Source organism: Nocardioides sp. NPDC058538 (genome assembly GCF_042719275.1).
Taxonomy (GTDB): Bacteria; Actinomycetota; Actinomycetes; order Propionibacteriales; family Nocardioidaceae; genus Nocardioides.
The window spans coordinates 1-20,271 of record NZ_JBHXNY010000009.1 but is presented as its reverse complement, the minus strand read 5'-3'; the positions used below and the strand labels follow the sequence as shown (position 1 = coordinate 20,271).

Genomic DNA, 20,271 nt, shown 5'->3' with positions numbered 1-20,271 from the left:
CTTTCTTATACCGCTGTGGTCGCCGTGCTGGTCTCTTTATTGCTTTCCCCGCTGGCGGGGCCCGTCACAGTCCTGCGGGGGCCCCGACGACCGTGACCGGGATGCCGACCTCGCCGAGCAGCTGCTGGTGGTGGTCGCCAGATCCCGGATCGATCAGTTGCCGCCGACCCCCTCCGCGATCCGGTCGCCGAGGTCCTTGTCGATGTTGCGCCAGTATTCGATCGCCCGGGCCAGCACCGTCGCCGACACACCGTCGGAGAGGTGGCCGACGACGTTGGAGACCAGACGGTCGCGAGCAGCGTCGTCCAGCACCTCGCGGACGAGGGTGCCGGCCTGGCCCCAGTCGTCGTCGTCCTTGCGCAGCGTATAGGCGGTGCGCACCATCTCCCCGTCGCTGGCCCACACCGCCGTCTCCGGATAGCGCTCCGGGTCAGCCTGCGGTCCGCCGTACGAGTTCGGTGCGTAGACCGGGTCGGACACGTTCTGCATCCGCATCGCACCGTCCCTGGAGTAGCTGTGGACGGGTGCCTTGGGCTGGTTCACCGGGATCTGCTGGTAGTTGGTCCCGAGCCGTGCCCGGTGTGCGTCGGCGTAGGAGAACCCGCGCGCGAGCAGCATCTTGTCCGGGCTCAGGCCGGTGCCCGGGACGATGTTGTTGGGCTGGAAGGCGGCCTGCTCGATCTCGGTGTGGTAGTCGGTGACGTTGCGGCCCAGCGTCATCCTGCCGACCTCGATGAGCGGGTAGTCGCCGTGCGGCCACACCTTCGTCAGGTCGAACGGGTTGAAGCGATACGTACGAGCCTCGTCGAACGGCATGATCTGCATGTGCAGCGTCCACGACGGGTGGTCGCCGGCCTCGATCGAGTCGTAGAGATCCCGCTGGTGGTAGTCGCCGTCCGCGCCGGCGAGGTGGTCGGCCTCCTCCTGAGTGAGGAACTCGACGCCCTGGTCGGTCTTGAAGTGGTACTTCACCCAGAACCGGTCTCCGGCCGCGTTGACCCACATGTAGGTGTGGCTGGAGTAGCCGTTCATGTGGCGCCAGCTCTTCGGGATCCCCCGGTCGCCCATCAGCCAGGTCACCTGGTGGGCCGACTCCGGGGAGAGCGTCCAGAAGTCCCACTGCATGTCGTGGTCGCGCAGGTTGTTCGCGGAGCGACGCTTCTGGGAGCGGATGAAGTGCTGGAATTTCATCGGGTCGCGGATGAAGAAGACGGGCGTGTTGTTGCCGACCAGGTCGAAGTTGCCCTCGCTGGTGTAGAACTTCAGCGCGAACCCGCGCGGGTCGCGCCACGTGTCGGGGCTGCCTCGCTCGCCCGCGACGGTCGAGAACCGGGCCAGCAGCTCGGTGGTGGTGCCCGGCTGGAAGACCGCAGCCTTGGTGTAGGCGCTGACATCCCCGGTGACCTCGAACCGGCCGAAGGCGCCTCCGCCCTTGGCGTGCGGCTGACGCTCCGGGATCCGCTCACGGTTGAACTGCGCCATCTGCTCGATCAGGTAGTGGTCCTGGAGCAGTATCGGTCCGTCAGGACCGACGGTGAGCGAGTGCTCGTCGCTCGCGACCGGGACGCCTGCGTCGGTGGTCGTGGGCTTCTGGTCCGCCATGGTGATGCCTTCCCGTTGCCTGCTGGATGGTCTCGAGATGGTCGGCTCCGGCGTGTAGGGCAGCCCCTGAACAACCCGTTTGCCTACGGAAGCCGACGTTGAGTCACGTTGCCGCGCTGTCCGGCGGCTGTCAAGGACGCTCGTACGACGAGGGTCAGCCGAAGGGGGAGATCCCCGGAGGCCGGTCGGCCTCACCAGTGCCGTCGCCGAGCAGCAGAGCGACGAGCGAGCGTTTGGATGCAACAAGACGTCTACCCGCGGCTCCTGCCAGTGGGGTCACCCGGAGGGTCGCCGCGCGCGCCGGCGCGACGCGGATCAGCGCCGCCCGGTCGAGAGCTGCCGCTTCAGGTTGCTGCCGACCCGGTCCGCCCGGTCCCCCCACCGGGGGCTAGAACACCAGGAGCTCAGGCCAGAGTGGCCGTGTCGATCACGAAGCGGTAGCGCACGTCGGAGGCCAGGACCCGGGCGTACGCCTCGTTGATCTGGTCCGCCGAGATCACCTCGACCTCGGAGCCGATGCCGTGCTCGGCGCAGAAGTCGAGCATCTCCTGGGTCAGCTCGATGCCGCCGATCATCGAGCCGGCGAAGTTGCGCCGGTTGGTGATCAGCGAGAACACGTTGACGCTCAGCGGCTCCGCCGGGGCGCCGACGTTGACCATGGTGCCGTCCACGGCGAGCAGGCCGAGGTAGGCGTCGAGGTCGATCTTCGCGCTGACCGTGTTCACGATCAGGTCGAACGAGCTGGCCAGCTGCTCGAACGTCGCCGGGTCGGAGGTGGCGTAGTAGTGGTCCGCGCCGAGGCGCAGCCCGTCCTCCTGCTTCTTCAGCGACTGGGAGAGCACGGTGACCTCGGCACCCATCGCGTGGGCGATCTGGACGCCCATGTGGCCCAGCCCGCCAAGGCCGACGATCGCGACCTTCTTGCCCGGGCCGGCGCCCCACTTCTTCAGGGGTGCGTACGTGGTGATGCCGGCGCACAGCAGCGGCGTCGCGGCCGCCGCGTCCATGCTCTCGGGCACCTCGAGCGCGAAGTGGGCGTCGACGACGACGTGGGTCGAGTAGCCGCCCTGGGTGAACGAGCCGTCGCGGTCCTTCGCGGCGTACGTCCCGACCCCGCCGCCCGGGGTCGAGCAGTGCTGCTCGTCGCCGTTGCGGCAGTTGTCGCACTCGCGGCACGAGTTCACGAAGCAGCCGACGCCGACCCGGTCGCCGACCTTGTGGTTGGTGACCGACGAGCCGACCTCGGTGACGCGGCCGACGATCTCGTGGCCCGGGACGACCGGGAACGGCTGCGGGCCCCAGTCACCGTTGACGGTGTGGATGTCGGAGTGGCAGATGCCGGCGTACTCGATCGCGATGAGGACGTCGTTCTCGCCGACCGAGCGGCGCTCGATGGTGATCGGTGCCAGCGGCTCGCCGGCGGAAGGTGCTGCGTACGCGTTGACGCGCATAGGTGTCTCCTGAGTCTGAGATGGGTGGTGGATCAGTGGTTCTCGCGGCTGCGGATCTGATCGGCCAGGGTGTGTGCCTGCGCGCCGATCTCCTCGGCGCGGACCTGCTCGCCGGCGGCGACAGCGCGCCAGTAGTCGGTCTTGCGACCGACGTAACGCCGCCGCAGCTCGAGGTTCTCGGCCTCGCGGGCGAGGTGAGCGGCGTGCTCGGTGAGCATGTCGATCTGCTCGGCGGCACCCTCGCTGCCGAGGCGACTGTTGGTGACGTACGTCCGCATGTCATCGATCGAGAGGCCGATCGCGGCCAGGCAGGCGACGCCGGTCAGCTGGTCCAGGTCGGTCTCGTCATAGACCCGGTGGCCGCTGCTGGCGCCGCGGCTGACCGGGGAGATCAGCCCGATCGTCTCGTAGTAGCGCAGCGTGCTGGCCGGCAGCCCGGTCAGCGTCGCCACCTCCCGGATCGTGTACGTCCGAGTCATCGATGCAGTCACACCAATGACGCTAAGAACTTCAAGTACTTGAAGTCAAAGGGATGATTTGTCGACTTGTGTATTTGCCTTGCCGGGCACCCGCGGCCCGGGCGTACATTGCGATCATGGCCATCCGCACCCATGCCGGCGTCGACAACTACCTCGACGGACTGCCGGAGTGGCAGCGCGACATCTGCCGCGATCTGCGCGAGATCATCCACGACGCCGACCCGGAGATCGAGGAGACGATCAAGCGGACGGTCCAGCCCTACTTCGTGCTGCAGGGCAACGTGTGCGCGCTCCTCGCCACCAAGGACCACATCAACCTGTTCCTCTACGACCCGACCGTCCCCGATCCGGCCGGGATCATCAACCAGGGTCACGGCAACGCCACCGGGCGAGCCATCCAGATCTACCGGGACGACCCGATCGACCGTCCGGCGCTGACCGAGCTGCTGCGCGCCATCGTGGCCAACAACCGGGCCGGCGGCTGGCGCCGACTGCAGAAGGACTGACCGCGCGACCAGCGTATTTCGCACTCCTGTCGGGTCCGATCAGGCCCAGCGGAAAAAGTTCGAAAACTTCCGCTTGACCTTGACCCAGCGTCAACCCTCGACGCTGTTCGACATGAACCCGACACCAGCAATCGAGATCGCCGGACTGACCAAGTCCTACGGCGACTTACACGTCCTCAAGGGCGTCGACATGAGCGTCGAGAAGGGCACCATCTTCGCCCTCCTCGGCTCCAACGGCGCCGGCAAGACCACGGCCGTGAAGATCCTGACCACGCTGCTCAAGGCGGACGGCGGCCAGGTAACGGTCAACGGCTTCGACGTCGCGACTCAGGCCGACGACGTACGCAGGTCGATCAGCCTCACCGGCCAGTTCGCCGCGGTCGACGAGATCCTGACCGGTCGCGAGAACCTCATCCTGATCGCCAAGCTGCTCCGGCAGAAGAACCCGGGCGCGGTCGCCGACGAGCTCCTCGCCCGGTTCTCGCTCACCGAGGCCGGCAACCGCAAGGTCGCGACGTACTCCGGTGGCATGCGCCGCCGGGTCGACATCGCGATGAGCCTGATCAGCAACCCGCCGGTGATCTTCCTCGACGAGCCGACCACCGGTCTCGACCCGGAGGCCCGGATCGAGGTGTGGCAGGCGGTCAAGGAGCTCGCCGACAGCGGCACGACGGTCCTGCTCACGACCCAGTACCTCGAAGAGGCCGAGCAGCTCGCCGACCGGATCGCGATCCTCCACGAGGGCCGCATCATCGCCAACGGAACCCTCGCCGAGCTCAAGGCGATGTTCCCGCCGGCCAAGCAGGAGTACGTCGAGAAGCAGCCGTCCCTCGAGGAGATCTTCCTCGCCATCACCAGCAAGTCCAACGGCAAGTCCGCCAGCACGAACAACGTGAAGGAGTCACGATGACCACCCGATTCTTCGGCGACACCGCCGTCCTGCTCGGCCGCTCCCTGCGACACATCGGCCGCAGCCCCGACACCATCGTCACCACCGCGATCACACCGGTCGCCATGATGCTCATGTTCGTGTACGTCTTCGGCGGCGCGATCGACACCGGCTCCCACGAGAGCTACGTCAGCTATCAGCTACCCGGCATTCTGTTGATCACCATCGCCTCCGGCATCGCCTACACCGCCTACCGTCTGTTCCAGGACAAGAACGGCGGCATGTTCGACCGGTTCCAGTCGATGCCGATCGCCAGGTCGGCGGTGCTGTGGGGTCACGTGCTGACCTCGGTGGTCGCGAACATGATCTCGCTGGTCGTGGTGGTGCTCGTCGCCCTGCTGATGGGCTTCCGCACCGGCGCGAGCGTGCTCGACTGGCTCGCGGTAATCGGCATCCTGGCCCTGTTCACCCTCGCGCTGACCTGGCTCGCGGTGATCCCGGGGCTGACTGCCGGCACGGTCGAGGGAGCCAGCGCGTTCTCCTACCCGCTGATCTTCCTGCCCTTCCTCAGCTCGGCGTTCGTGCCGACCGACACCATGCCCGGCCCGGTGCAGGCCTTCGCCGAGCACCAGCCGGTCACCTCGATCGTCGACTCCATCCGGGCGATCTTCGCCGGTCAGGAGCTGGGCAGCGAGCTCTGGATCGCACTGGCCTGGTGCGTCGGCCTCCTGGTCGTCGCGTACGTCCTGGCCACCGCCGCCTACCGCCGCAAGTTCGCCTAAACCACGCGACAAACCCGGGTGTTCCCGCCACTATTCGGGGATGCTCACGATCAGCCAGGTGGCTTCCGCCGCCGGAGTCACCGTCCGGGCGGTGCGTCACTACCACGCAAAAGGATTGCTGGTGGAGCCCGAGCGCGACCACTCGGGCTACCGACGCTACGACGCCGCCGCTGTGGTCGACCTGATCAAGATCCGCATCCTCGCCGACGCCGGCGTCCCGCTCTCCCGTGTCAAGGAGCTGCTGGACGCCGGCGACGACGATTTCAAGAAGGCGGTCGCCGAGATCGACAAGCGCCTCCGCCTCGAGATCCGCGAGCGCCAGGGCCACCGCGAGCGGATCGCCCGGCTCGTCCACGGAGACGGGCTGGCCCTCCCGCCCGAGGCGGTCGCCTATCTGGAACGGATGCGGGAGCTCGGCATCCCGCAGCGGATGATCGACGGCGAGCGCGACGCCTGGATCCTCGTCGCGGCCCAGCAGCCACAGAGCATGGAGGCCTTCATCCGCAGCAAGGTCGGCCAGCTCGATGACCCTTCGATCGTGGAGACCTACAAGGAGCTGGATGCCATGCTCGACTATCGGCCCGGCGACCCGCGCCTGGGGACCATCGCCGACCAGATCGTCGCCCAGCTCGATGCGGTCTCTCCCGAGGACTGGGCCGCCTACGTGGGCGACGACCAGGCCATGCCCCCCGAGCTCGTCTCCCTGCTCGACGCCATGTTCGTCGAGCAGGTCCCCGTCGCCGGCGACCTCATGCGCCTGATCGAGAAGCGCGGCTACACCGGCTGGACCAAGCTCGAGCGGACCGAGAAGTAGCGGACCTAGGCACCCCACCCGATCGCGAGCTCGACCGCCCGCCGCCATCGAGCGAACTCGGCCTCCCGCGCGGCTGCCGACATGGCCGGCCGCCACTCGGCAGCCCGTCGCCAGTGCCGGCGCAGGACCTGCCGGTCGGGCCAGTACCCGGCCCCGAGCCCGGCCGCATAGGCGGCACCGCGGGAGACGGTCTCGGCGACCATCGGACGTACGACGGGGATGTCGAGGAAGTCGGCGATGGTCTGCATGAGGAGGTTGTCGGCGGTCATGCCCCCGTCGACGGCCAGCCGCGTGAGCGGTGCGGAGGCGTCGGCGTTCATCGCGTCGATGACCTCGCGGGTCTGCCAGGCGGTGGCCTCGAGGACGGCGCGACACAGATGCGCCTTGGTGACGTACGACGTCAGCCCGACGATCACGCCGCGGGCATCGGGCTCCCAGTGCGGTGCGTACAGGCCGGTGAACGCCGGGACGACGTAGCAACCGCCGTTGTCGGCGACGGTCAGTGCCTGGGTCTCGATCTCCGCCGCCGAGCGGATCAGCCCGAGACTGTCGCGGAACCACTGCACCAGCGAGCCGGCGACGGCGATAGACCCCTCCAGGGCGTACGCCGCCGGCTCGCCCTCCATCGCGTGCGCGACCGTCGTGATCAGCCCATGCTGTGAGCGGACCGGGGACGAGCCGGTGTTGAGGAGCAGGAACCCGCCCGTGCCGAAGGTGCACTTCGCGTCGCCGCGGTCGAACCCCGCCTGCCCGAAGAGCGACGCCTGCTGATCACCGATCACCGCCGTCACCGGGATCCCGGCGATCGGCGCGACCGTGGTCCCGAAGGAGGAGACCGTCGGCCTGATCTCGGGCAGCATCGCCCGCGGCACCCGCATCGCCGCCAGCAGCTCCGGGTCCCAGTCGAGCGTGCCGAGGTTCATCAGCATCGTCCGGCTGGCGTTGGTCACGTCGGTGACATGCGCTCCGCCTGACACTCCGCCGGTCAGGTTCCAGACCAGCCAGGAGTCCATCGTCCCGAACAGGAGATCCCCGCGCTCCGCCCGCTCCCGCAGCGAAGCAGACGAGTCGAGCAGCCAGCGCACCTTCGGCCCGGAGAAGTACGTCACCAACGGCAGCCCGCACCGAGCCTGGATCTCCGACTCGGCCATGTCGGCGGCGACAGCGGGCAGCACGGCGGACGACCGGGTGTCCTGCCACACGATCGCGTTGTGGACCGGCCGGCCGGTGTGCCGGTCCCACACCACCGTGGTCTCCCGCTGGTTGGTGATCCCGAGCCCGACCACCTGGGACGGAGAGGCCCCGGCGTCCGTGAGCGCCTCCGGAACGACCCGGCGGACGATGTCCCAGATCTCCATGGGGTCGTGCTCGACCCAGCCCGCGCGCGGATAGTGCTGACGATGCTCCCGCTGCGCCAGCGAGACCATGCGGCCTTCGCGGTCGAAGAGCATGCACCGGGTCGAGGTCGTCCCCTGGTCGAGCGCGGCCACATAGAGCGGAAGACTCATGCCGTCGGCTCCGTAGGGCAGAGCAAAGAATACGGAGCCGGCGCCCTGAGGCCTATGGTCGCTCGCTGGCGCTCGCTCATGCCGCCCGCCCGTGACCGAGCGCCCGCGAGATCGACCTGGAGACGCCGACGACCTCCTCGACGAGATCGTGGCGAGGACGGCCGCGCGCGTCGCAGAGCCGCAGCACCGGTCCCGCGATGCCGACGGCCGCGACGACATAGCCACCACGGTCCCGCACCGGCGCCGCGATCCCGGCCAGCTCCGGTCGCGCCTCGGAGACGGCCGAGGCCCACCCGGTGTCGCGCGCGTCCGCCAGCGCCCGCAGCAGCGCCGACCGGTCGGTGATGGTCCGGAACGTCAGCCGGTCCAGCCGCTGTCCAACGATGCTGCGGGCGGCGCCGGGGTCGAACGCCACCAGCACCTTCCCCAGTGCGGTCGCATGCAGGGGAAGCGACCGACCGGTGTCCATCACCTGCATCCCCGGCCCGGCCCGGATGACATGGTGCGCCACCACCGCGGAGCCCTCGCGATAGGCCGCGATCCGTGCCTCCTCGCCCGTACGCGCCGCCAGCGTGTCCACCCAGTTGAGCGTCTCCGAGCGCAGTTCGTTCAGGTCCAGCGTCACGGACCCGAGATGGAGCAACCCCGACCCCACCAGATAGCGCCCGGTGGCCGGCTCCTGGTCGACGAACCCCGCCCCCGCCAACGTACGCAGCAACCCGTGCGCCGTCGGCTTGGCCAGCCCCACGGCGGCCGCCAGCTCACCGAGAGGCATCGGCTCACTCGCGGCGGAGAGCACACGCAGCAGCGCCGCCGCCCGCTCGACGGATTGCACGGTCCGAGACATCGGGTAAAAGCGTAGAGCCCGAACAAACCCACTACCTGGGGTTCGGTCATCGGGGGACTCCCGGTGCCGCCCGGCGAGACAGGCAAGCGTTCGACCATGCCGAACGTGCACCGTTGTGACGCGCGTCACGCGTCCCTACGGTGCAGAGGTCCGCCAGACCCCACACGGCAGGAGCAAGCGCATGACACGAAACGCCTCGGGCTCCGTTTCACCAGCTCAACGTCGAACACTCATCGGAGAGCTCAGCGCAGAGTTCGCCGGCACGATGATCCTGATTCTCTTCGGAGTCGGCGTGGTCGCGCAGGTCACCACCGGCGACGGCGGGCTCGGCGATCACGACTCGATCGCCTGGGCCTGGGGGATCGGGGTGATGCTGGGCATCTACACCGCGGGGCGGATCAGCGGCGCCCACCTCAACCCGGCCGTCAGCCTCGCGATGGCCGTCTTCAGCGACTTCGAGTGGCGCAAGGTGCTGCCCTACAGCATCGCCCAGATCCTCGGCGCCTTCGTCGGCGCCCTCATCGTCCGCGCGGCCTACGGCGACGCGATCGCCAGCGTCGACCCCGGCCACACCCACGCCACCCAGGGCATCTTCTCCACGCTCCCGGGCAACGGCGACGCCGCGCTCGGCGTCACCCTCACCACCGCCTTCGCCGACCAGGTGATCGGCACTGCGATCCTGCTGTTCCTGATCATGGCGATCACGGATGCGAAGAACTCCGCGCCGATCGCCTGGTTCTCGCCGGTCGCGATCGCGTTCGTGATCGTCGGCATCGGTATGGCCTGGGGCACCAACGCCGGCTACGCCATCAACCCCGCCCGCGACTTCGGGCCCCGGCTGGCCTCCTTCATCACCGGCTACGACGGAGCCTGGGTGACCGCGTCCGGAGACCTCTACTTCTGGATCCCGATCGTCGCCCCGCTTGTCGGTGGACTCATCGGTGCCGGAGCGTACAAGGTGTTGATTGCACGCTTCCTGCCCGCCGAGAAGGAGGCTGAGGAGACCAGCGACCTGCCTGCCGCTGCCTGACCATCGATCGCCCCGACTGAGACACAGAATCAGAGAAACCGAAAGGACCGACATGCCCGACTACGTCGCAGCCATCGACCAAGGCACCACGAGCACTCGCTGCATGATCTTCGACCACGGCGGCAACGAGGTCGCCCGTCACCAGCTGGAGCACCAGCAGATCCTGCCCAAGGCCGGCTGGGTCGAGCACAACCCGGTGGAGATCTGGGAGCGCACCAGGGCGGTGATCCAGATCGCGCTCGGCAGCAAGGGCCTGACGGACAAGGACATCGCCGCGCTCGGCGTCACCAACCAGCGCGAGACCACCGTGGTGTGGAACAAGAGGACCGGACGGCCCTACTACAACGCGATCGTCTGGCAGGACACCCGCACCGACCGGATCGCCTCCGCTCTCGACAAGGACGAGCGCGGCGACATCATCCGCCGCAAGGCCGGGCTCCCGCCTGCGACGTACTTCGCCGGAGGCAAGATCCAGTGGATCCTGGAGAACGTCGACGGCGTCCGCGAGGCCGCGGAGAGCGGCGACGCCATCTTCGGCACGACCGACACCTGGATCGTCTGGAACCTGACCGGCGGCCCCAGCGGGGGCGTACACGTCACCGACGTCACCAACGCCAGCCGCACGATGCTGATGGACCTCGAGACCCTCGACTGGGACGAGGAGCTGCTCGGCTTCTTCGACATCCCGCGCCAGATGCTCCCCGAGATCCGGCCCTCCTCCGATCCGAACGCCTACGGCACCACGCTGGAGAACGGCCCGCTCGGCGGCAAGATCCCGATCACCGGCATCCTCGGCGACCAGCAGGCCGCCATGGTCGGCCAGGTCTGCCTGGACGCCGGCGAGGCCAAGAACACCTACGGCACCGGCAACTTCCTGCTGCTCAACACCGGCCAGGAGCTCGTACGCTCCGAGAACGGCCTACTCACCACGGTCTGCTACCAGTTCGGTGACCAGCCACCGACGTACGCCCTGGAGGGTTCGATCGCCGTCACCGGCTCCGCGGTGCAGTGGCTGCGCGACCAGCTGCGGGTGATCAGCAACGCCACGCAGGTCGAGGCCCTGGCCAAGGAGGTCGAGGACAACGGTGGGGTCTACTTCGTCCCGGCCTTCTCCGGTCTCTTCGCCCCCTACTGGCGCTCGGACGCCCGCGGCGTGATCGTCGGCCTGTCCCGGTTCAACAACAGCGGCCACATCGCCCGCGCGGCCCTGGAGGCGATCTGCTACCAGAGCCGTGACGTCGCCGAAGCGATGGAGAAGGACTCCGGCGTACGTCTCGAGGTCCTCAAGGTCGACGGCGGCATCACCGCCAACGAGCTGTGCATGCAGATCCAGGCCGACGTCCTCGGCGTCGAGGTCAGCCGCCCGGTCGTCGCCGAGACCACCGCGCTCGGAGCCGCGTACGCCGCCGGGCTCGCCGTCGGCTTCTGGAAGGACACCGACGAGCTCCGCCAGAACTGGAACGAGTCCAAGCGCTGGATGCCGGCCTGGAGCGAGGAGCAGCGCGAGACCGGGTACGCCGGCTGGCGGAAGGCTGTCGACCGCACCCTTGACTGGGTCGACGTCGACTGACGGCGTCATCTGGAAAACGCCTGTTTGGGGTATGTGCGGGGCAACCCTTCGGACGTACGTTGCGAGAGGGCCCGGCCGGGGCCCGGCACCTGCCTCGACCGGTCCGTTGGCGCACCAACGACCGAGGAGGCAGCATGTTCATCCAGATGATTCAGGGTCCCTGCACCCGGCAGGACGAGGCCCGTCAGTTGCTCGACGAGTGGCGGCGCGACCTGGCGCCGGGCGCGACCGGGTGGCTCGGCGGCACCAACGGATTCACCGACGACGGCCAGCTCATCGGGGTGGTCCGCTTCGAGTCCCGCGAGGCGGCGATGGCCAACTCCAACCGTCCCGAGCAGGGGGAGTGGGCCGCGAAGATGGCCGAGGTCATGGACGGGCCGATGGAGTTCCACGACTGCGACGACGTCACGCTGCTCTTCGACGGCGGCTCGGACGACGCCGGGTTCGTGCAGATCATCCGCGGCCGGGTCGACGACCCGAGCCGGCTCAAGGCGATGATGACGACCGACACCACCCAGCTGCACGAGATGCGCCCTGAGATCCTCGGCGGAACCCTCGCGATCGAGGCGGATGGCAGCTTCATCGAGACCGTCGCGTTCACCAGCGAGGCCGACGCCCGCAAGGGCGAGCAGCTCGAGCCCCCGGAGGACGTACGCAGCGAGCTCGACTACGCGATGAAGGGTGCGACCTTCTACGACCTCCACCACCCCTGGTTCGAGAGCGCCTGAGGAGGCCGACGATGTTGACCGAGAGCAGTGTGAGGGCGAACATCCCGGCCGCGGACCTCGGCAGGGCACGCAGTTTCTATGCCGACAAGCTCGGGCTCGAGCCGAGCGAGGAGAGCGAAGGCTGGCTGGTCTACACGACAGCCGGTGGCACGTCCTTCCACCTCTACGAGACCGAGCAGGCGGGCAAGGCCGGGCACACGATCGCCCAGTTCCACGTGGCCGACGTCCGCAAGGAGACCGAAGAGCTACGCGCCAAGGGGGTCAGCTTCGAGCACTACGAGATGCCCGGACTGACCTGGGACGGTGACGTCGCCGGCATGGGCGAGGCTGGTCACGCAGCCTGGTTCAAGGACAGCGAGGACAACATCCTCTGCATCGACGACGCGGTGCCCGCCTGAGGGAAAGCACGGAAGGGCCCGGCTCAGCCGGGTCCTTCGCCTGCGCCGACGTGCTGAGCCAGGTACGCCTGGAGGCCGACGCGATCGATCGCGTCGAGCTGGGACTCGAACCAGTCGGCGTGCTTCTCCTCGTCGCGGACCATCTCCTCGAAGACGGCGGCGGTGCCGTGGTCGCCGAGCTGGTGGCACTCTTCGCCGCCGGCGTTGAACTGGGCGACCGCGGCGCGCTCGCTCGCCAGGGCGAGGGAGAGCATCTCCTCGGCGGTCTCGCCGACCTGGATGGCGTTGAGGCGCTGCACGTTGGGGTGGCCGTCGAACATCAGGATCCGGTTGATCAGCTCGTCGGCGTCACGCATCTCGTCGATGGAGAGGTCGTAGAAGACCTTGCCGAGCTTGGGCAGACCCCAGTTGTCGAGCATCCGAGCATGCAGGAAGTACGTGTTGGTGACCGTGAGCTCGAACGTGAGCGCCTCGTTGAGGAGCTCGACGACGCGTGGATCGACTGGCTGCATGACGTACCTCCGGTAACGGGATCTGTCCCGATACTCGCACGGCACCCCGGGAGTGAGGACAGACTCAGTTTGTGACCGGTTGCGTACGTCAGCTCGCGGCGCCGTCGGCCACGAGGTGCGAGCACTCCTGCTCGAGATGCCGGCTGACCTGCTTCTTCACCGAGAAGATGCACGAGCCGCAGTCCTGAGCGGCTCCCGTGGAGCGGCAGATCGCGCTGACCGTGCGCGCCCCGTCGGCCAGCGCGGCGTCGACGTCACGGTCCGTGACGACTCGGCACTGGCAGACGATCATGGGTTTAGGTTAGCCGAACCTAATCGGGATGACGAACGGACGTCCCACTTCTTACCTTTCGGTCCCCTCGCGGCCATTCACATTCTCCCGGTATGGTCCAGGTCACACCGTCGCTACCGGCCCCTTGGAGGATCTCTCTTGCGTATCGCAGTCATCGGCACCGGCTTCGGCGGCCTGGCCGCCACGATCGAGCTCAAGAAGCGCGGCCACGACGACATCGTCGTGTTCGAGAAGGCCGACGACGTCGGCGGTGTCTGGCGGGAGAACACCTACCCGGGCGCCGCCTGCGACGTACCTTCCAGCCTCTACTCCTACTCCTTCGAGCCCAACCCGCACTGGCCCCACAAGTTCTCCCGCCAGCCCGCGATCCTCGACTACATCCACCGGGTCGTCGACAAGTACGACGTACGCCGCCACATCCGGTTCCACACCGAGGTGACCGCCGCCCGCTGGGACGAGGAGTCGAAGACCTGGCGGCTCGAGCTCAGCACGGGCGAGACAGAGACGGTCGACCTGTTCGTCCCCGCCGTCGGCCAGCTCTCCCGGCCCTCGACCCCGAGCATCCCCGGCGCCGACTCGTTCCGGGGAGAGGCCTTCCACTCCGCCGAGTGGAACCACGACCTGAGCCTCAACGACAAGCGGGTCGCGGTGATCGGCACCGGGGCCAGCGCCATCCAGTTCGTGCCCGAGGTGCGCAAGGACGCGGCGCAGGTGCTCCTCTTCCAGCGCTCGGCGCCCTACATCGTCCCCCGCAAGGACTTCGAGCGCACCGACGCCGCCAGCCCGATCCCGCAGCTCCTCAACCGCGTGAAGATCTGGGTCCAGGCCGAGTGGCTCACCACGTCCTTCCACATCAAGCCGTTCGGTGCGATCATGCGGGCCTGGTCCAAGCGCCACATGAAGACGCAGACCGCGGCGAAGCCGGGGCTCTTCGAGAAGGTCTGGCCCGACTACCCGTTCGGCTGCAAGCGCATCCTCTTCGCCGACGACTACCTGCCGGCCCTCGCCCAGCCCGACGTGGACGTGATCACGGACGACATCGTCGAGATCACCCCGACCGGCGTGACGACCGCCGACGGGCACCACCACGAGGTCGACGTGATCATCTGGGGCACCGGGTTCAAGGCCACCGACTTCCTCGCCCCGATGACGATCACCGGCACCCAGGGCCGCGACCTGCACACCCATTGGAAGGACGGCGCCCACGCCTACCACGGCATGACCGTCCCGGGCTTCCCCAACCTGCTGATCATGTACGGCCCCAACACCAACACCGGCGGCGGCTCGATCATCTTCTTCCTGGAGACGCAGGCGCGCTACCTCGGCCGGTACGCCGACCACGTCGCCGACGCCGGCCCGCTCGAGGTGCGGGCGGAGGTCGAGGAGGCCTACGACGCGCGGATCCAGGACAAGCTGGCCGACAGCGTCTGGAGCAAATGCACCTCCTGGTATCGCGAGCGGAACGGCCGCATCACCACCAACTGGCCCAGCATCTCGGCCCACTACCGCCGCAGCGCCAGCTACGAAAAGGCCGACTACACGCAGGCCTGAAACGTTCTGATAGGCCATTGTGACCAACCTGTGCATTCCCTTATCCGTGTGGTAGGCCACATACTCGAAGGGATGACTACCTCAACCCCCCGGCGGCGACACTTCGCCGCGAGTCCTTTCAAGGCAGATCCCGAGCCGGTCATTGAGCAGTTCGAGTCAGGGGACCTGGTTTCCCACGACTCCTTCGGCCTGGGTCGGGTCGTCAACAAAGAAACGGCCGCAGTCACTGTCGACTTCGGTCCCCGACTGGTGCGTATCGCCAGCCCCTTCCCCAAGCTTTCCAAGCTCTGACCACCGTCTGAGCTGCACGAGAATCGCCCTCCCCGAGCATTGCTCGGAGAGGGCGATCTCGATTTGTGAGGGGCCTACCTCCGTTTCGCCGGATAGGCCGCGTCGACCTCCACCTCCACGAGCCATCCGTCGACGGGAAGGTTCTCGATCTCGAGTGCGAACCGCGACGGACGAGCAGGGTTGACGACCATCGGAGCCGCCGGCGCAGCTGTGCCCAGGGGCACCGGGACCGCGTCGCCGGTCGAGACCGACGTGTTCGCGAAGAACTGCCGGTACGCCCGGTTCCAGCCCGCGAAGTCCATCTTCGCCTCGCCCGCGGGGTTCTGCAGGAAGACGCGCATCGTGATCACGTCGTCGTAGGAGAGCCCGGCCGCCTCGAGGTTCTCCCCGATCCGGCGCAGCACGTTGATCCCCTGGGCCTCGGTGATGGTCACGCCCGGCGGCAGCACACCACCCGGGAACACCGCGGTGTCGATGTAGCCCAGCTCGCCGCTCGCCCCGGTGTTGAGCCGGGACGGACCGAGCCCGCTGGTCTTGTAGATCGCGGCCTCCGGGCCGATCGCGACGCCGTTGGCGATCGGCGGGTTGTCCTGACCCGCGGGCAGCACCGAGATGGTCTCCCCGCCACGCGGCGGGAAGGCGGACCACTTGCTCCCGGCGACCGCCGCCGTCGGAGCGACCAGAGCCGCGGTCAACCCGACCACAGCCAGCACCTTCGTACGCGGCGACATCATGCCGTCACCCGCGCGTGCAGCTTCTCGACGGCTGCCCGGGCGGCCGTGATCGCGCCGTGCTGCCAGGCCACGGAGTGGCTGAGGTGGTCACCGGCGAAGTACGTGTTGCCGGTGGCGTCCAGCAGCCGTGTGTAGAGCGGATCGGTGTCGGCCGTCGTCGAGTAGGCCCAAGCACCCTCGGAGAACTTCTGCGTCTTCCAGTCCTGGCTGTAGGAGGCGGTGATGCCCTCGCCGTAGACGTCCCCGAAGATCTGCTTGCCCATGTCCACCGCCCGCGAGAGCCGCTGGGCGGGGCTGAGCACGCCGTAGGTGTCGGCCGCGCTACCGGTGTTGTAGTAGCCGATCATCGTGCCCTTGTCCCCGTTGAACCCGTACGACGGGTGCCACATGTTGCGCAGGTCGAGGCGGGTGTTGGTGATGCCGCCGTAGATCCGGAAGTCCTCCTCCCACCAACGCCGGTCGTACTCGATCCCGATCTTGCCGGCGTTCGAGGGCCCGAAGGACTTCAGGCTCGCGGTGATGTCGGCGCCGAGGTTGTGCTGGACCTTGGCCGCGATGTTCGGCGGCATGCAGTTGATCGCGAAGTCCGCCCTGATGGTCTCGGTCCTCCCGCGAGCCTTGTAGGACACGGAGACGCCGGTCGAGGTGTTGCTCCACTCGACGACCTCGGCGCCGTAGCGGATGTTGCGCGCCCCGACGGCCCGGGCGAAGGCGTTGGGGATCGCGTCCATGCCGCCGACCGGCTGATACATCATCATCGCCTGGTCGTAACCGAACTCGAAGGAGAAGTACTGGCCCAGCCCGGCGGCGAGGACGGCACTCATCGAGTTCGGGGCCACCTCGGTGCCCGACTCCTGCCCGGCCCCGGGCTCGACCGTGTAGCCGGCGCGGCTGGAGCCGGTGTAGGCGTACCCCTCCGCCTTGGAGCCCAGGTCGCCGAAGTTCCTCAGGAAGGCGATCAGCGCCTCCTTGTCGGCGGCGGTCAGCTCCTCGTCCAGGGCACCCTTGTCCGTCGCCTTCGCGAGCAGCTCGGAGACATAGCCGTACGTGTCCGCCTTCGCCTGACGCATCTGCACTGCGCCGATGCCGTGGTCGCCGGGGTAGTAGAGCAGTGCATTGGCGTTCTGGTTGGTGAACGCCTCGATCGGGACGCCCAGCTCCTTGCAGTAGTCCAGCGTGATGTGGCTCTGCGGCAGCCGCCCGGGCCCCGCGTTCATGTACTGACCCTTGGAGAACCCGGCCACCTGCGTGACCCCGTTCAGATCGGTCACCCGGGTGCCGCCGCGCACGGTGAAGTTGCGACCGCCCGGCCGCTCGCGCCCCTCGAGCACGGTGACCTTGTAGCCACCCTTGAGCAGCTCGTACGCAGCGGTGAGCCCGGCGATGCCGCCGCCGAGGATCACGACCGACTTGCTGCCGGCCCGGGCTAGATCGGAAGGCTTGGGAGGAGTGAAGCTGGGGGTCTCCGCGGCGTGAGCCGAGGTGAGCCCGAGAGCACCCATGCTGTGCAACATGACTCCCGCGCCGCCGGCGAGGCCGACGTTGCGCAGGAAGTTCCGACGTGACTGGGTCTGAGTCATGTGGGGGTATCCAATCTGTTGGGGACGCCCCGAAACGTAGGAAGCCTTTGTTGCACCGTGATTGCGTTTGCGTCTCGCTAGAACGCGTGTTCCCGAACTCGTCAGTAGCCTTAGGATCGGCACCGTGACCGTCACCATCCGCGATGCAGCTCCCGCCGACGTGCCCGAGATCCTCCGTCTCGTCCACGCCCTGGCCGTCTACGAGAAGGAGCCCGACGCCGTCGAGGCCACGGAGACCGACTTCGCCACGGCGCTCTTTCCCGAGTCCGGCACTCCGACCACCCGCTGCCTCATTGCCGAGGCCGCTGGAACGGATGGAACGGGCGGCACCATCATCGGCATGGCGGTCTGGTACGTCACCTTCTCCACCTGGACCGGCCGCAACGGCATCTGGCTCGAGGACCTCTTCGTCGACCCGGCCCACCGCGGCGCCGGCGCAGGCAAGGCCCTCCTCGTACGCCTCGCCGAGATCTGCGTCGAGAACGACTGGCGCCGCCTCGAGTGGTGGGTGCTCAAGTGGAACGAACCGTCGATCGCCTTCTACCGCTCCCTCGGCTCGGTCCCGCAGGACGAGTGGGAGGTCCACCGCATCGACGGCGACGCGCTGAAGGAGCTCGGCGCCGCCGGCGGTAGCTGACCTCAGGCCCGACCGCTACCCCGCTGAGGCCGGCTCCGGCGCAGCCCCTGGCCCGGGCAGCACATCGATGTCGTCGGCATGCATCGGCTCACCGCAGTGCGAGCACCGCAGATCGACCCGCCCGATCTCCCCGCACGCGTGATGCCGGTAGAGCACCGGCGGCCCGGCCTCACCCGCGAGCCACTTGTCACCCCACCCGACCATCACCATCAGCAGGTCGACGAGCTCGCGCCCCTTCTCCGTCAGCACGTACTCATGTCGACGCGTACGGTGACCGTGCCGTCGCCCTGATCGACCTCGACCACCAGCACATCGGCGTCGGCTGAGCCGGTTGCCGAATCACGCCTCTCGGAGAACGGTCGCCACCAAACCCTCGACCTCGTCCGTACGCAGTGGAACCGGCGTCATCAGCCGCCGATAGAACACCGCTCCCGCCAATGCTTCCGCCGCCCGCTCCGGATCACCGACATCCTGCCCGGACTCCCGCAGCCGGGTGAGCGCATCGACCAGCCGCGTACGCCGCTGCGCGCTGTAGCGGTGGTGCAGCTCCCGCAGGCCCGGGTCGCGCTCGGCGCCGTCGAGCACAGCGGGAAGACAGTCGGACATCAGTGACGACTGCAGGGCAGAGGCGAGATGGGCGACGATCGCGACCACATCGGCGCGCGGGTCCTGTCCGCCGGCTTCCGGGCGCGGCTGCACGTTGAGCGTCTCCATGGCCGCGGCGACCAGGCTGAGTCGGTCGTGCCCCAGCCGGTAGATCGTGCTCCGGGCGACGCCGGCACGGGTCGCCACCCCGTCGATGCTGAATCCGCCGTACCCACGCTCGGCGAGCTCCGCGAGCGCCGCTTCGAGAACTCTTTCCCGGCTGCGCACCACTCGGGGGTCCGTACGCCCTTGACGAGAAGCCATGCCCGGAGCCTACTATGCAACAGTAGTGTTGCAGAGAGGAGAGACAGATGATTCCAGGATTCCGCTACATCGTCGACGACATCACTGCCGCCGTCGCCTTCTATCGCGAGCTCGGGTTCGAGGACGTCGGTCCGAGGGCCAGCGGCTTCGCGATGCTCGAGGGTCACGGACTGCGGCTGATGCTGAACACCCCTGGTGCCGGCGGCGCAGGGCACGCCGCTGACGACGGCAAGGTTCCGAGCCCCGGTGGCTGGAGCCGCATCCAGCTCGAGGTGGCCGATGTCGACCAGGAGCTCCGGCGTCTGAGTGAGGCCGGAGCGCGGGTACGCACCAGCCGCATCGATGGCCGGGGCGGCGCCCAGGCAGTGATCGAGGACCCGGCCGGCAACCCGGTCGAGCTCTTCGCCCCCGCCTGATCTGCTGATCACGAGGCCCTTGGCGCCGGGTGAGGGAAACCAGCCACGGGCCTTGTGCGGGGGTCTAGAGTGAGGCCCAGAACATCGCACGAAAAAAGTTGCCCTGGCGATTTGAAACGGCGCCAGGGTGTGTGTAGTGTTCTCCGAGTCGCCAGGGTGCGGCGGGAAGCAAGCGCGAGTCTTCGGGCGGGCTTCCGGCCCCGGAGCGGCCACCTCCACTCTTTCGAGCATCGCTCGATCCAGAGTGTTCTGGCAGCGGGTCTCAGGATCTGCCGAAGAATGCAAGATCTGATTCTCGTCAGATCGTCATGGCTGTGTAGGTGTGGATATTGCTTTTATCCGAATCCGGTGTGAATACGCCGAATTGGACAACAAAGCGAGATCCGATAAAGTCCTCCAAGACAGAGGCGGTAAGGCTTCAAACTTTCGGCAGGAAAGCGCGGAATGCGCCGAATTGCGAAAGCGAGAATTACTCCGCTAAAGTCGGGTAAGACGAAGCAGAGATACAACTGCTAAACCAGCAGAAAGCGTGAAAGCGCCGAGTTGGTAAAGCGAGAGTGGCTCTGATAAAGTCTGCGAGGCGGGACCGGAAACTGGGGTTCTGGAGCTGGACAAGGAAGCGGAAACGCCGAATTGCGAAAGCGAAAGAGAGCCTGCTAAGGTTCAGCACGAAGCAAGAAACAAAGCAGTACAAATCGAATAAGCCGCCGGACTGGCTGAGACGGATGTCTGAAATCTACCGGTG

22 protein-coding genes are annotated in these 20,271 nt (G+C 67.7%); 11 read left to right on the top strand and 11 right to left on the bottom strand.

What is annotated here, in order from left to right; all coding sequences use genetic code 11:
- Positions 1 to 153 precede the first annotated feature (153 nt).
- The 3 genes from ACFWQC_RS10470 to ACFWQC_RS10460 form a co-directional block, all read right to left on the bottom strand.
- Complete coding sequence (locus tag ACFWQC_RS10470; protein ID WP_378676842.1) at positions 154 to 1,602, bottom strand: catalase; 1,449 nt, start codon at positions 1,600 to 1,602, stop codon at positions 154 to 156.
- A 404-nt stretch (positions 1,603 to 2,006) separates the two neighbouring features.
- Positions 2,007 to 3,053 carry an NAD(P)-dependent alcohol dehydrogenase gene (locus ACFWQC_RS10465; protein WP_378676839.1) on the bottom strand — a complete coding sequence of 349 codons (1,047 nt, stop codon included), beginning with the start codon at positions 3,051 to 3,053 and terminating at the stop codon, positions 2,007 to 2,009.
- 32 nt (positions 3,054 to 3,085) lie between these two features.
- Positions 3,086 to 3,544, bottom strand: coding sequence for a MerR family transcriptional regulator (locus ACFWQC_RS10460; protein WP_378676836.1), 459 nt, complete (start codon positions 3,542 to 3,544; stop codon positions 3,086 to 3,088).
- A gap of 104 nt (positions 3,545 to 3,648) precedes the next feature.
- Between ACFWQC_RS10460 and ACFWQC_RS10455 the strand changes: the two genes are divergently transcribed.
- The 4 genes from ACFWQC_RS10455 to ACFWQC_RS10440 all read left to right on the top strand — a co-directional run bounded on the left by ACFWQC_RS10455 (position 3,649) and on the right by ACFWQC_RS10440 (position 6,523).
- The gene (locus ACFWQC_RS10455; protein WP_378676834.1) at positions 3,649 to 4,038 is read left to right on the top strand and encodes a DUF1801 domain-containing protein; all 390 of its coding nucleotides are present in this window, start codon (positions 3,649 to 3,651) and stop codon (positions 4,036 to 4,038) included.
- 112 nt (positions 4,039 to 4,150) lie between these two features.
- The gene (locus tag ACFWQC_RS10450) at positions 4,151 to 4,948 is read left to right on the top strand and encodes an ABC transporter ATP-binding protein (protein ID WP_378676831.1); all 798 of its coding nucleotides are present in this window, start codon (positions 4,151 to 4,153) and stop codon (positions 4,946 to 4,948) included.
- Positions 4,945 to 5,709, top strand: a complete 765-nt coding sequence (locus ACFWQC_RS10445; protein ID WP_378676828.1) for an ABC transporter permease — start codon at positions 4,945 to 4,947, stop codon at positions 5,707 to 5,709. The genes ACFWQC_RS10450 and ACFWQC_RS10445 overlap by 4 nt, the downstream gene beginning before the upstream one ends.
- A 40-nt stretch (positions 5,710 to 5,749) precedes the next feature.
- On the top strand, positions 5,750 to 6,523 hold the full coding sequence (locus tag ACFWQC_RS10440; protein ID WP_378676825.1) for a MerR family transcriptional regulator: 774 nt from the start codon (positions 5,750 to 5,752) through the stop codon (positions 6,521 to 6,523).
- Positions 6,524 to 6,528: 5 nt separating this feature from the next.
- On the opposite strand, the gene glpK (ACFWQC_RS10435) is transcribed toward ACFWQC_RS10440, so the two are convergent.
- Positions 6,529 to 8,031 carry a glycerol kinase GlpK gene (gene glpK, locus ACFWQC_RS10435; protein ID WP_378676822.1) on the bottom strand — a complete coding sequence of 501 codons (1,503 nt, stop codon included), beginning with the start codon at positions 8,029 to 8,031 and terminating at the stop codon, positions 6,529 to 6,531.
- A gap of 76 nt (positions 8,032 to 8,107) precedes the next feature.
- Entirely contained in the window at positions 8,108 to 8,878 is a 771-nt protein-coding gene (locus tag ACFWQC_RS10430; RefSeq protein ID WP_378676819.1) for an IclR family transcriptional regulator, read from the bottom strand.
- 181 nt (positions 8,879 to 9,059) lie between these two features.
- On the opposite strand from ACFWQC_RS10430, the gene ACFWQC_RS10425 reads away from it, so the two are divergent.
- The 4 genes from ACFWQC_RS10425 (at position 9,060) to ACFWQC_RS10410 (ending at position 12,604) form a co-directional block, all read left to right on the top strand.
- A complete protein-coding gene (locus ACFWQC_RS10425) occupies positions 9,060 to 9,908 on the top strand; it encodes an MIP/aquaporin family protein (RefSeq protein WP_378676816.1) in 849 nt (282 codons plus the stop codon).
- Positions 9,909 to 9,960: 52 nt separating this feature from the next.
- On the top strand, positions 9,961 to 11,478 hold the full coding sequence (gene glpK / locus ACFWQC_RS10420; RefSeq protein ID WP_378676814.1) for a glycerol kinase GlpK: 1,518 nt from the start codon (positions 9,961 to 9,963) through the stop codon (positions 11,476 to 11,478).
- Positions 11,479 to 11,612: 134 nt separating this feature from the next.
- Positions 11,613 to 12,206, top strand: coding sequence for a hypothetical protein (locus tag ACFWQC_RS10415; RefSeq protein ID WP_378676811.1), 594 nt, complete (start codon positions 11,613 to 11,615; stop codon positions 12,204 to 12,206).
- 11 nt (positions 12,207 to 12,217) lie between these two features.
- A complete protein-coding gene (locus ACFWQC_RS10410) occupies positions 12,218 to 12,604 on the top strand; it encodes a VOC family protein (protein ID WP_378676808.1) in 387 nt (128 codons plus the stop codon).
- 23 nt (positions 12,605 to 12,627) lie between these two features.
- Here the strand turns inward: ACFWQC_RS10410 and bfr are convergent, their stop codons facing one another.
- Together bfr and ACFWQC_RS10400 are read right to left on the bottom strand one after the other, a co-directional pair.
- Positions 12,628 to 13,116: a bacterioferritin gene (gene bfr / locus ACFWQC_RS10405; RefSeq protein ID WP_355020442.1), complete on the bottom strand. Its 489-nt coding sequence runs from the start codon at positions 13,114 to 13,116 to the stop codon at positions 12,628 to 12,630.
- A gap of 88 nt (positions 13,117 to 13,204) precedes the next feature.
- The gene (locus ACFWQC_RS10400; protein ID WP_350665493.1) at positions 13,205 to 13,408 is read right to left on the bottom strand and encodes a (2Fe-2S)-binding protein; all 204 of its coding nucleotides are present in this window, start codon (positions 13,406 to 13,408) and stop codon (positions 13,205 to 13,207) included.
- 138 nt (positions 13,409 to 13,546) lie between these two features.
- Here ACFWQC_RS10400 and ACFWQC_RS10395 point away from each other — a divergent pair, with 138 nt between their 5' ends.
- Positions 13,547 to 14,959, top strand: a complete 1,413-nt coding sequence (locus ACFWQC_RS10395) for a flavin-containing monooxygenase (RefSeq protein WP_378676803.1) — start codon at positions 13,547 to 13,549, stop codon at positions 14,957 to 14,959.
- Between the two features lie 365 nt (positions 14,960 to 15,324).
- On the opposite strand, the gene ACFWQC_RS10390 is transcribed toward ACFWQC_RS10395, so the two are convergent.
- Together ACFWQC_RS10390 and ACFWQC_RS10385 are read right to left on the bottom strand one after the other, a co-directional pair.
- Positions 15,325 to 15,984, bottom strand: coding sequence for a Rid family hydrolase (locus ACFWQC_RS10390; protein WP_378676801.1), 660 nt, complete (start codon positions 15,982 to 15,984; stop codon positions 15,325 to 15,327).
- Positions 15,981 to 17,564 carry a flavin monoamine oxidase family protein gene (locus tag ACFWQC_RS10385; RefSeq protein WP_378676798.1) on the bottom strand — a complete coding sequence of 528 codons (1,584 nt, stop codon included), beginning with the start codon at positions 17,562 to 17,564 and terminating at the stop codon, positions 15,981 to 15,983. The genes ACFWQC_RS10390 and ACFWQC_RS10385 overlap by 4 nt, the downstream gene beginning before the upstream one ends.
- A 124-nt stretch (positions 17,565 to 17,688) precedes the next feature.
- Between ACFWQC_RS10385 and ACFWQC_RS10380 the strand changes: the two genes are divergently transcribed.
- Positions 17,689 to 18,201, top strand: coding sequence for a GNAT family N-acetyltransferase (locus ACFWQC_RS10380; protein ID WP_378676796.1), 513 nt, complete (start codon positions 17,689 to 17,691; stop codon positions 18,199 to 18,201).
- Between the two features lie 15 nt (positions 18,202 to 18,216).
- Here ACFWQC_RS10380 and ACFWQC_RS10375 read toward each other — a convergent pair whose 3' ends face one another.
- Both ACFWQC_RS10375 and ACFWQC_RS10370 read right to left on the bottom strand, forming a co-directional pair.
- The gene (locus ACFWQC_RS10375) at positions 18,217 to 18,450 is read right to left on the bottom strand and encodes a hypothetical protein (RefSeq protein ID WP_378676793.1); all 234 of its coding nucleotides are present in this window, start codon (positions 18,448 to 18,450) and stop codon (positions 18,217 to 18,219) included.
- Positions 18,451 to 18,540: 90 nt separating this feature from the next.
- Positions 18,541 to 19,110, bottom strand: coding sequence for a TetR-like C-terminal domain-containing protein (locus ACFWQC_RS10370; RefSeq protein WP_378676790.1), 570 nt, complete (start codon positions 19,108 to 19,110; stop codon positions 18,541 to 18,543).
- Positions 19,111 to 19,157: 47 nt separating this feature from the next.
- Between ACFWQC_RS10370 and ACFWQC_RS10365 the strand changes: the two genes are divergently transcribed.
- Positions 19,158 to 19,526 carry a VOC family protein gene (locus ACFWQC_RS10365; protein ID WP_378676787.1) on the top strand — a complete coding sequence of 123 codons (369 nt, stop codon included), beginning with the start codon at positions 19,158 to 19,160 and terminating at the stop codon, positions 19,524 to 19,526.
- Positions 19,527 to 20,271 lie beyond the last annotated feature (745 nt).

Excerpts from the sequence above, each read along its gene's own strand:
- ACFWQC_RS10470 (WP_378676842.1), bottom strand. The coding sequence starts at position 1,602 with ATGGCGGACCAGAAGCCCACGACCACCGACGCAGGCGTCCCGGTCGCG.
- ACFWQC_RS10465 (WP_378676839.1), bottom strand. The coding sequence starts at position 3,053 with ATGCGCGTCAACGCGTACGCAGCACCTTCCGCCGGCGAGCCGCTGGCA.
- ACFWQC_RS10455 (WP_378676834.1), top strand. The coding sequence starts at position 3,649 with ATGGCCATCCGCACCCATGCCGGCGTCGACAACTACCTCGACGGACTG.
- ACFWQC_RS10450 (WP_378676831.1), top strand. The coding sequence starts at position 4,151 with ATGAACCCGACACCAGCAATCGAGATCGCCGGACTGACCAAGTCCTAC.
- ACFWQC_RS10445 (WP_378676828.1), top strand. The coding sequence starts at position 4,945 with ATGACCACCCGATTCTTCGGCGACACCGCCGTCCTGCTCGGCCGCTCC.
- ACFWQC_RS10440 (WP_378676825.1), top strand. The coding sequence starts at position 5,750 with ATGCTCACGATCAGCCAGGTGGCTTCCGCCGCCGGAGTCACCGTCCGG.
- glpK (WP_378676822.1), bottom strand. The coding sequence starts at position 8,031 with ATGAGTCTTCCGCTCTATGTGGCCGCGCTCGACCAGGGGACGACCTCG.
- ACFWQC_RS10430 (WP_378676819.1), bottom strand. The coding sequence starts at position 8,878 with ATGTCTCGGACCGTGCAATCCGTCGAGCGGGCGGCGGCGCTGCTGCGT.
- ACFWQC_RS10425 (WP_378676816.1), top strand. The coding sequence starts at position 9,060 with ATGACACGAAACGCCTCGGGCTCCGTTTCACCAGCTCAACGTCGAACA.
- glpK (WP_378676814.1), top strand. The coding sequence starts at position 9,961 with ATGCCCGACTACGTCGCAGCCATCGACCAAGGCACCACGAGCACTCGC.
- ACFWQC_RS10415 (WP_378676811.1), top strand. The coding sequence starts at position 11,613 with ATGTTCATCCAGATGATTCAGGGTCCCTGCACCCGGCAGGACGAGGCC.
- ACFWQC_RS10410 (WP_378676808.1), top strand. The coding sequence starts at position 12,218 with ATGTTGACCGAGAGCAGTGTGAGGGCGAACATCCCGGCCGCGGACCTC.
- bfr (WP_355020442.1), bottom strand. The coding sequence starts at position 13,116 with ATGCAGCCAGTCGATCCACGCGTCGTCGAGCTCCTCAACGAGGCGCTC.
- ACFWQC_RS10400 (WP_350665493.1), bottom strand. The coding sequence starts at position 13,408 with ATGATCGTCTGCCAGTGCCGAGTCGTCACGGACCGTGACGTCGACGCC.
- ACFWQC_RS10390 (WP_378676801.1), bottom strand. The coding sequence starts at position 15,984 with ATGATGTCGCCGCGTACGAAGGTGCTGGCTGTGGTCGGGTTGACCGCG.
- ACFWQC_RS10385 (WP_378676798.1), bottom strand. The coding sequence starts at position 17,564 with ATGACTCAGACCCAGTCACGTCGGAACTTCCTGCGCAACGTCGGCCTC.
- ACFWQC_RS10370 (WP_378676790.1), bottom strand. The coding sequence starts at position 19,110 with ATGGCTTCTCGTCAAGGGCGTACGGACCCCCGAGTGGTGCGCAGCCGG.
- ACFWQC_RS10365 (WP_378676787.1), top strand. The coding sequence starts at position 19,158 with ATGATTCCAGGATTCCGCTACATCGTCGACGACATCACTGCCGCCGTC.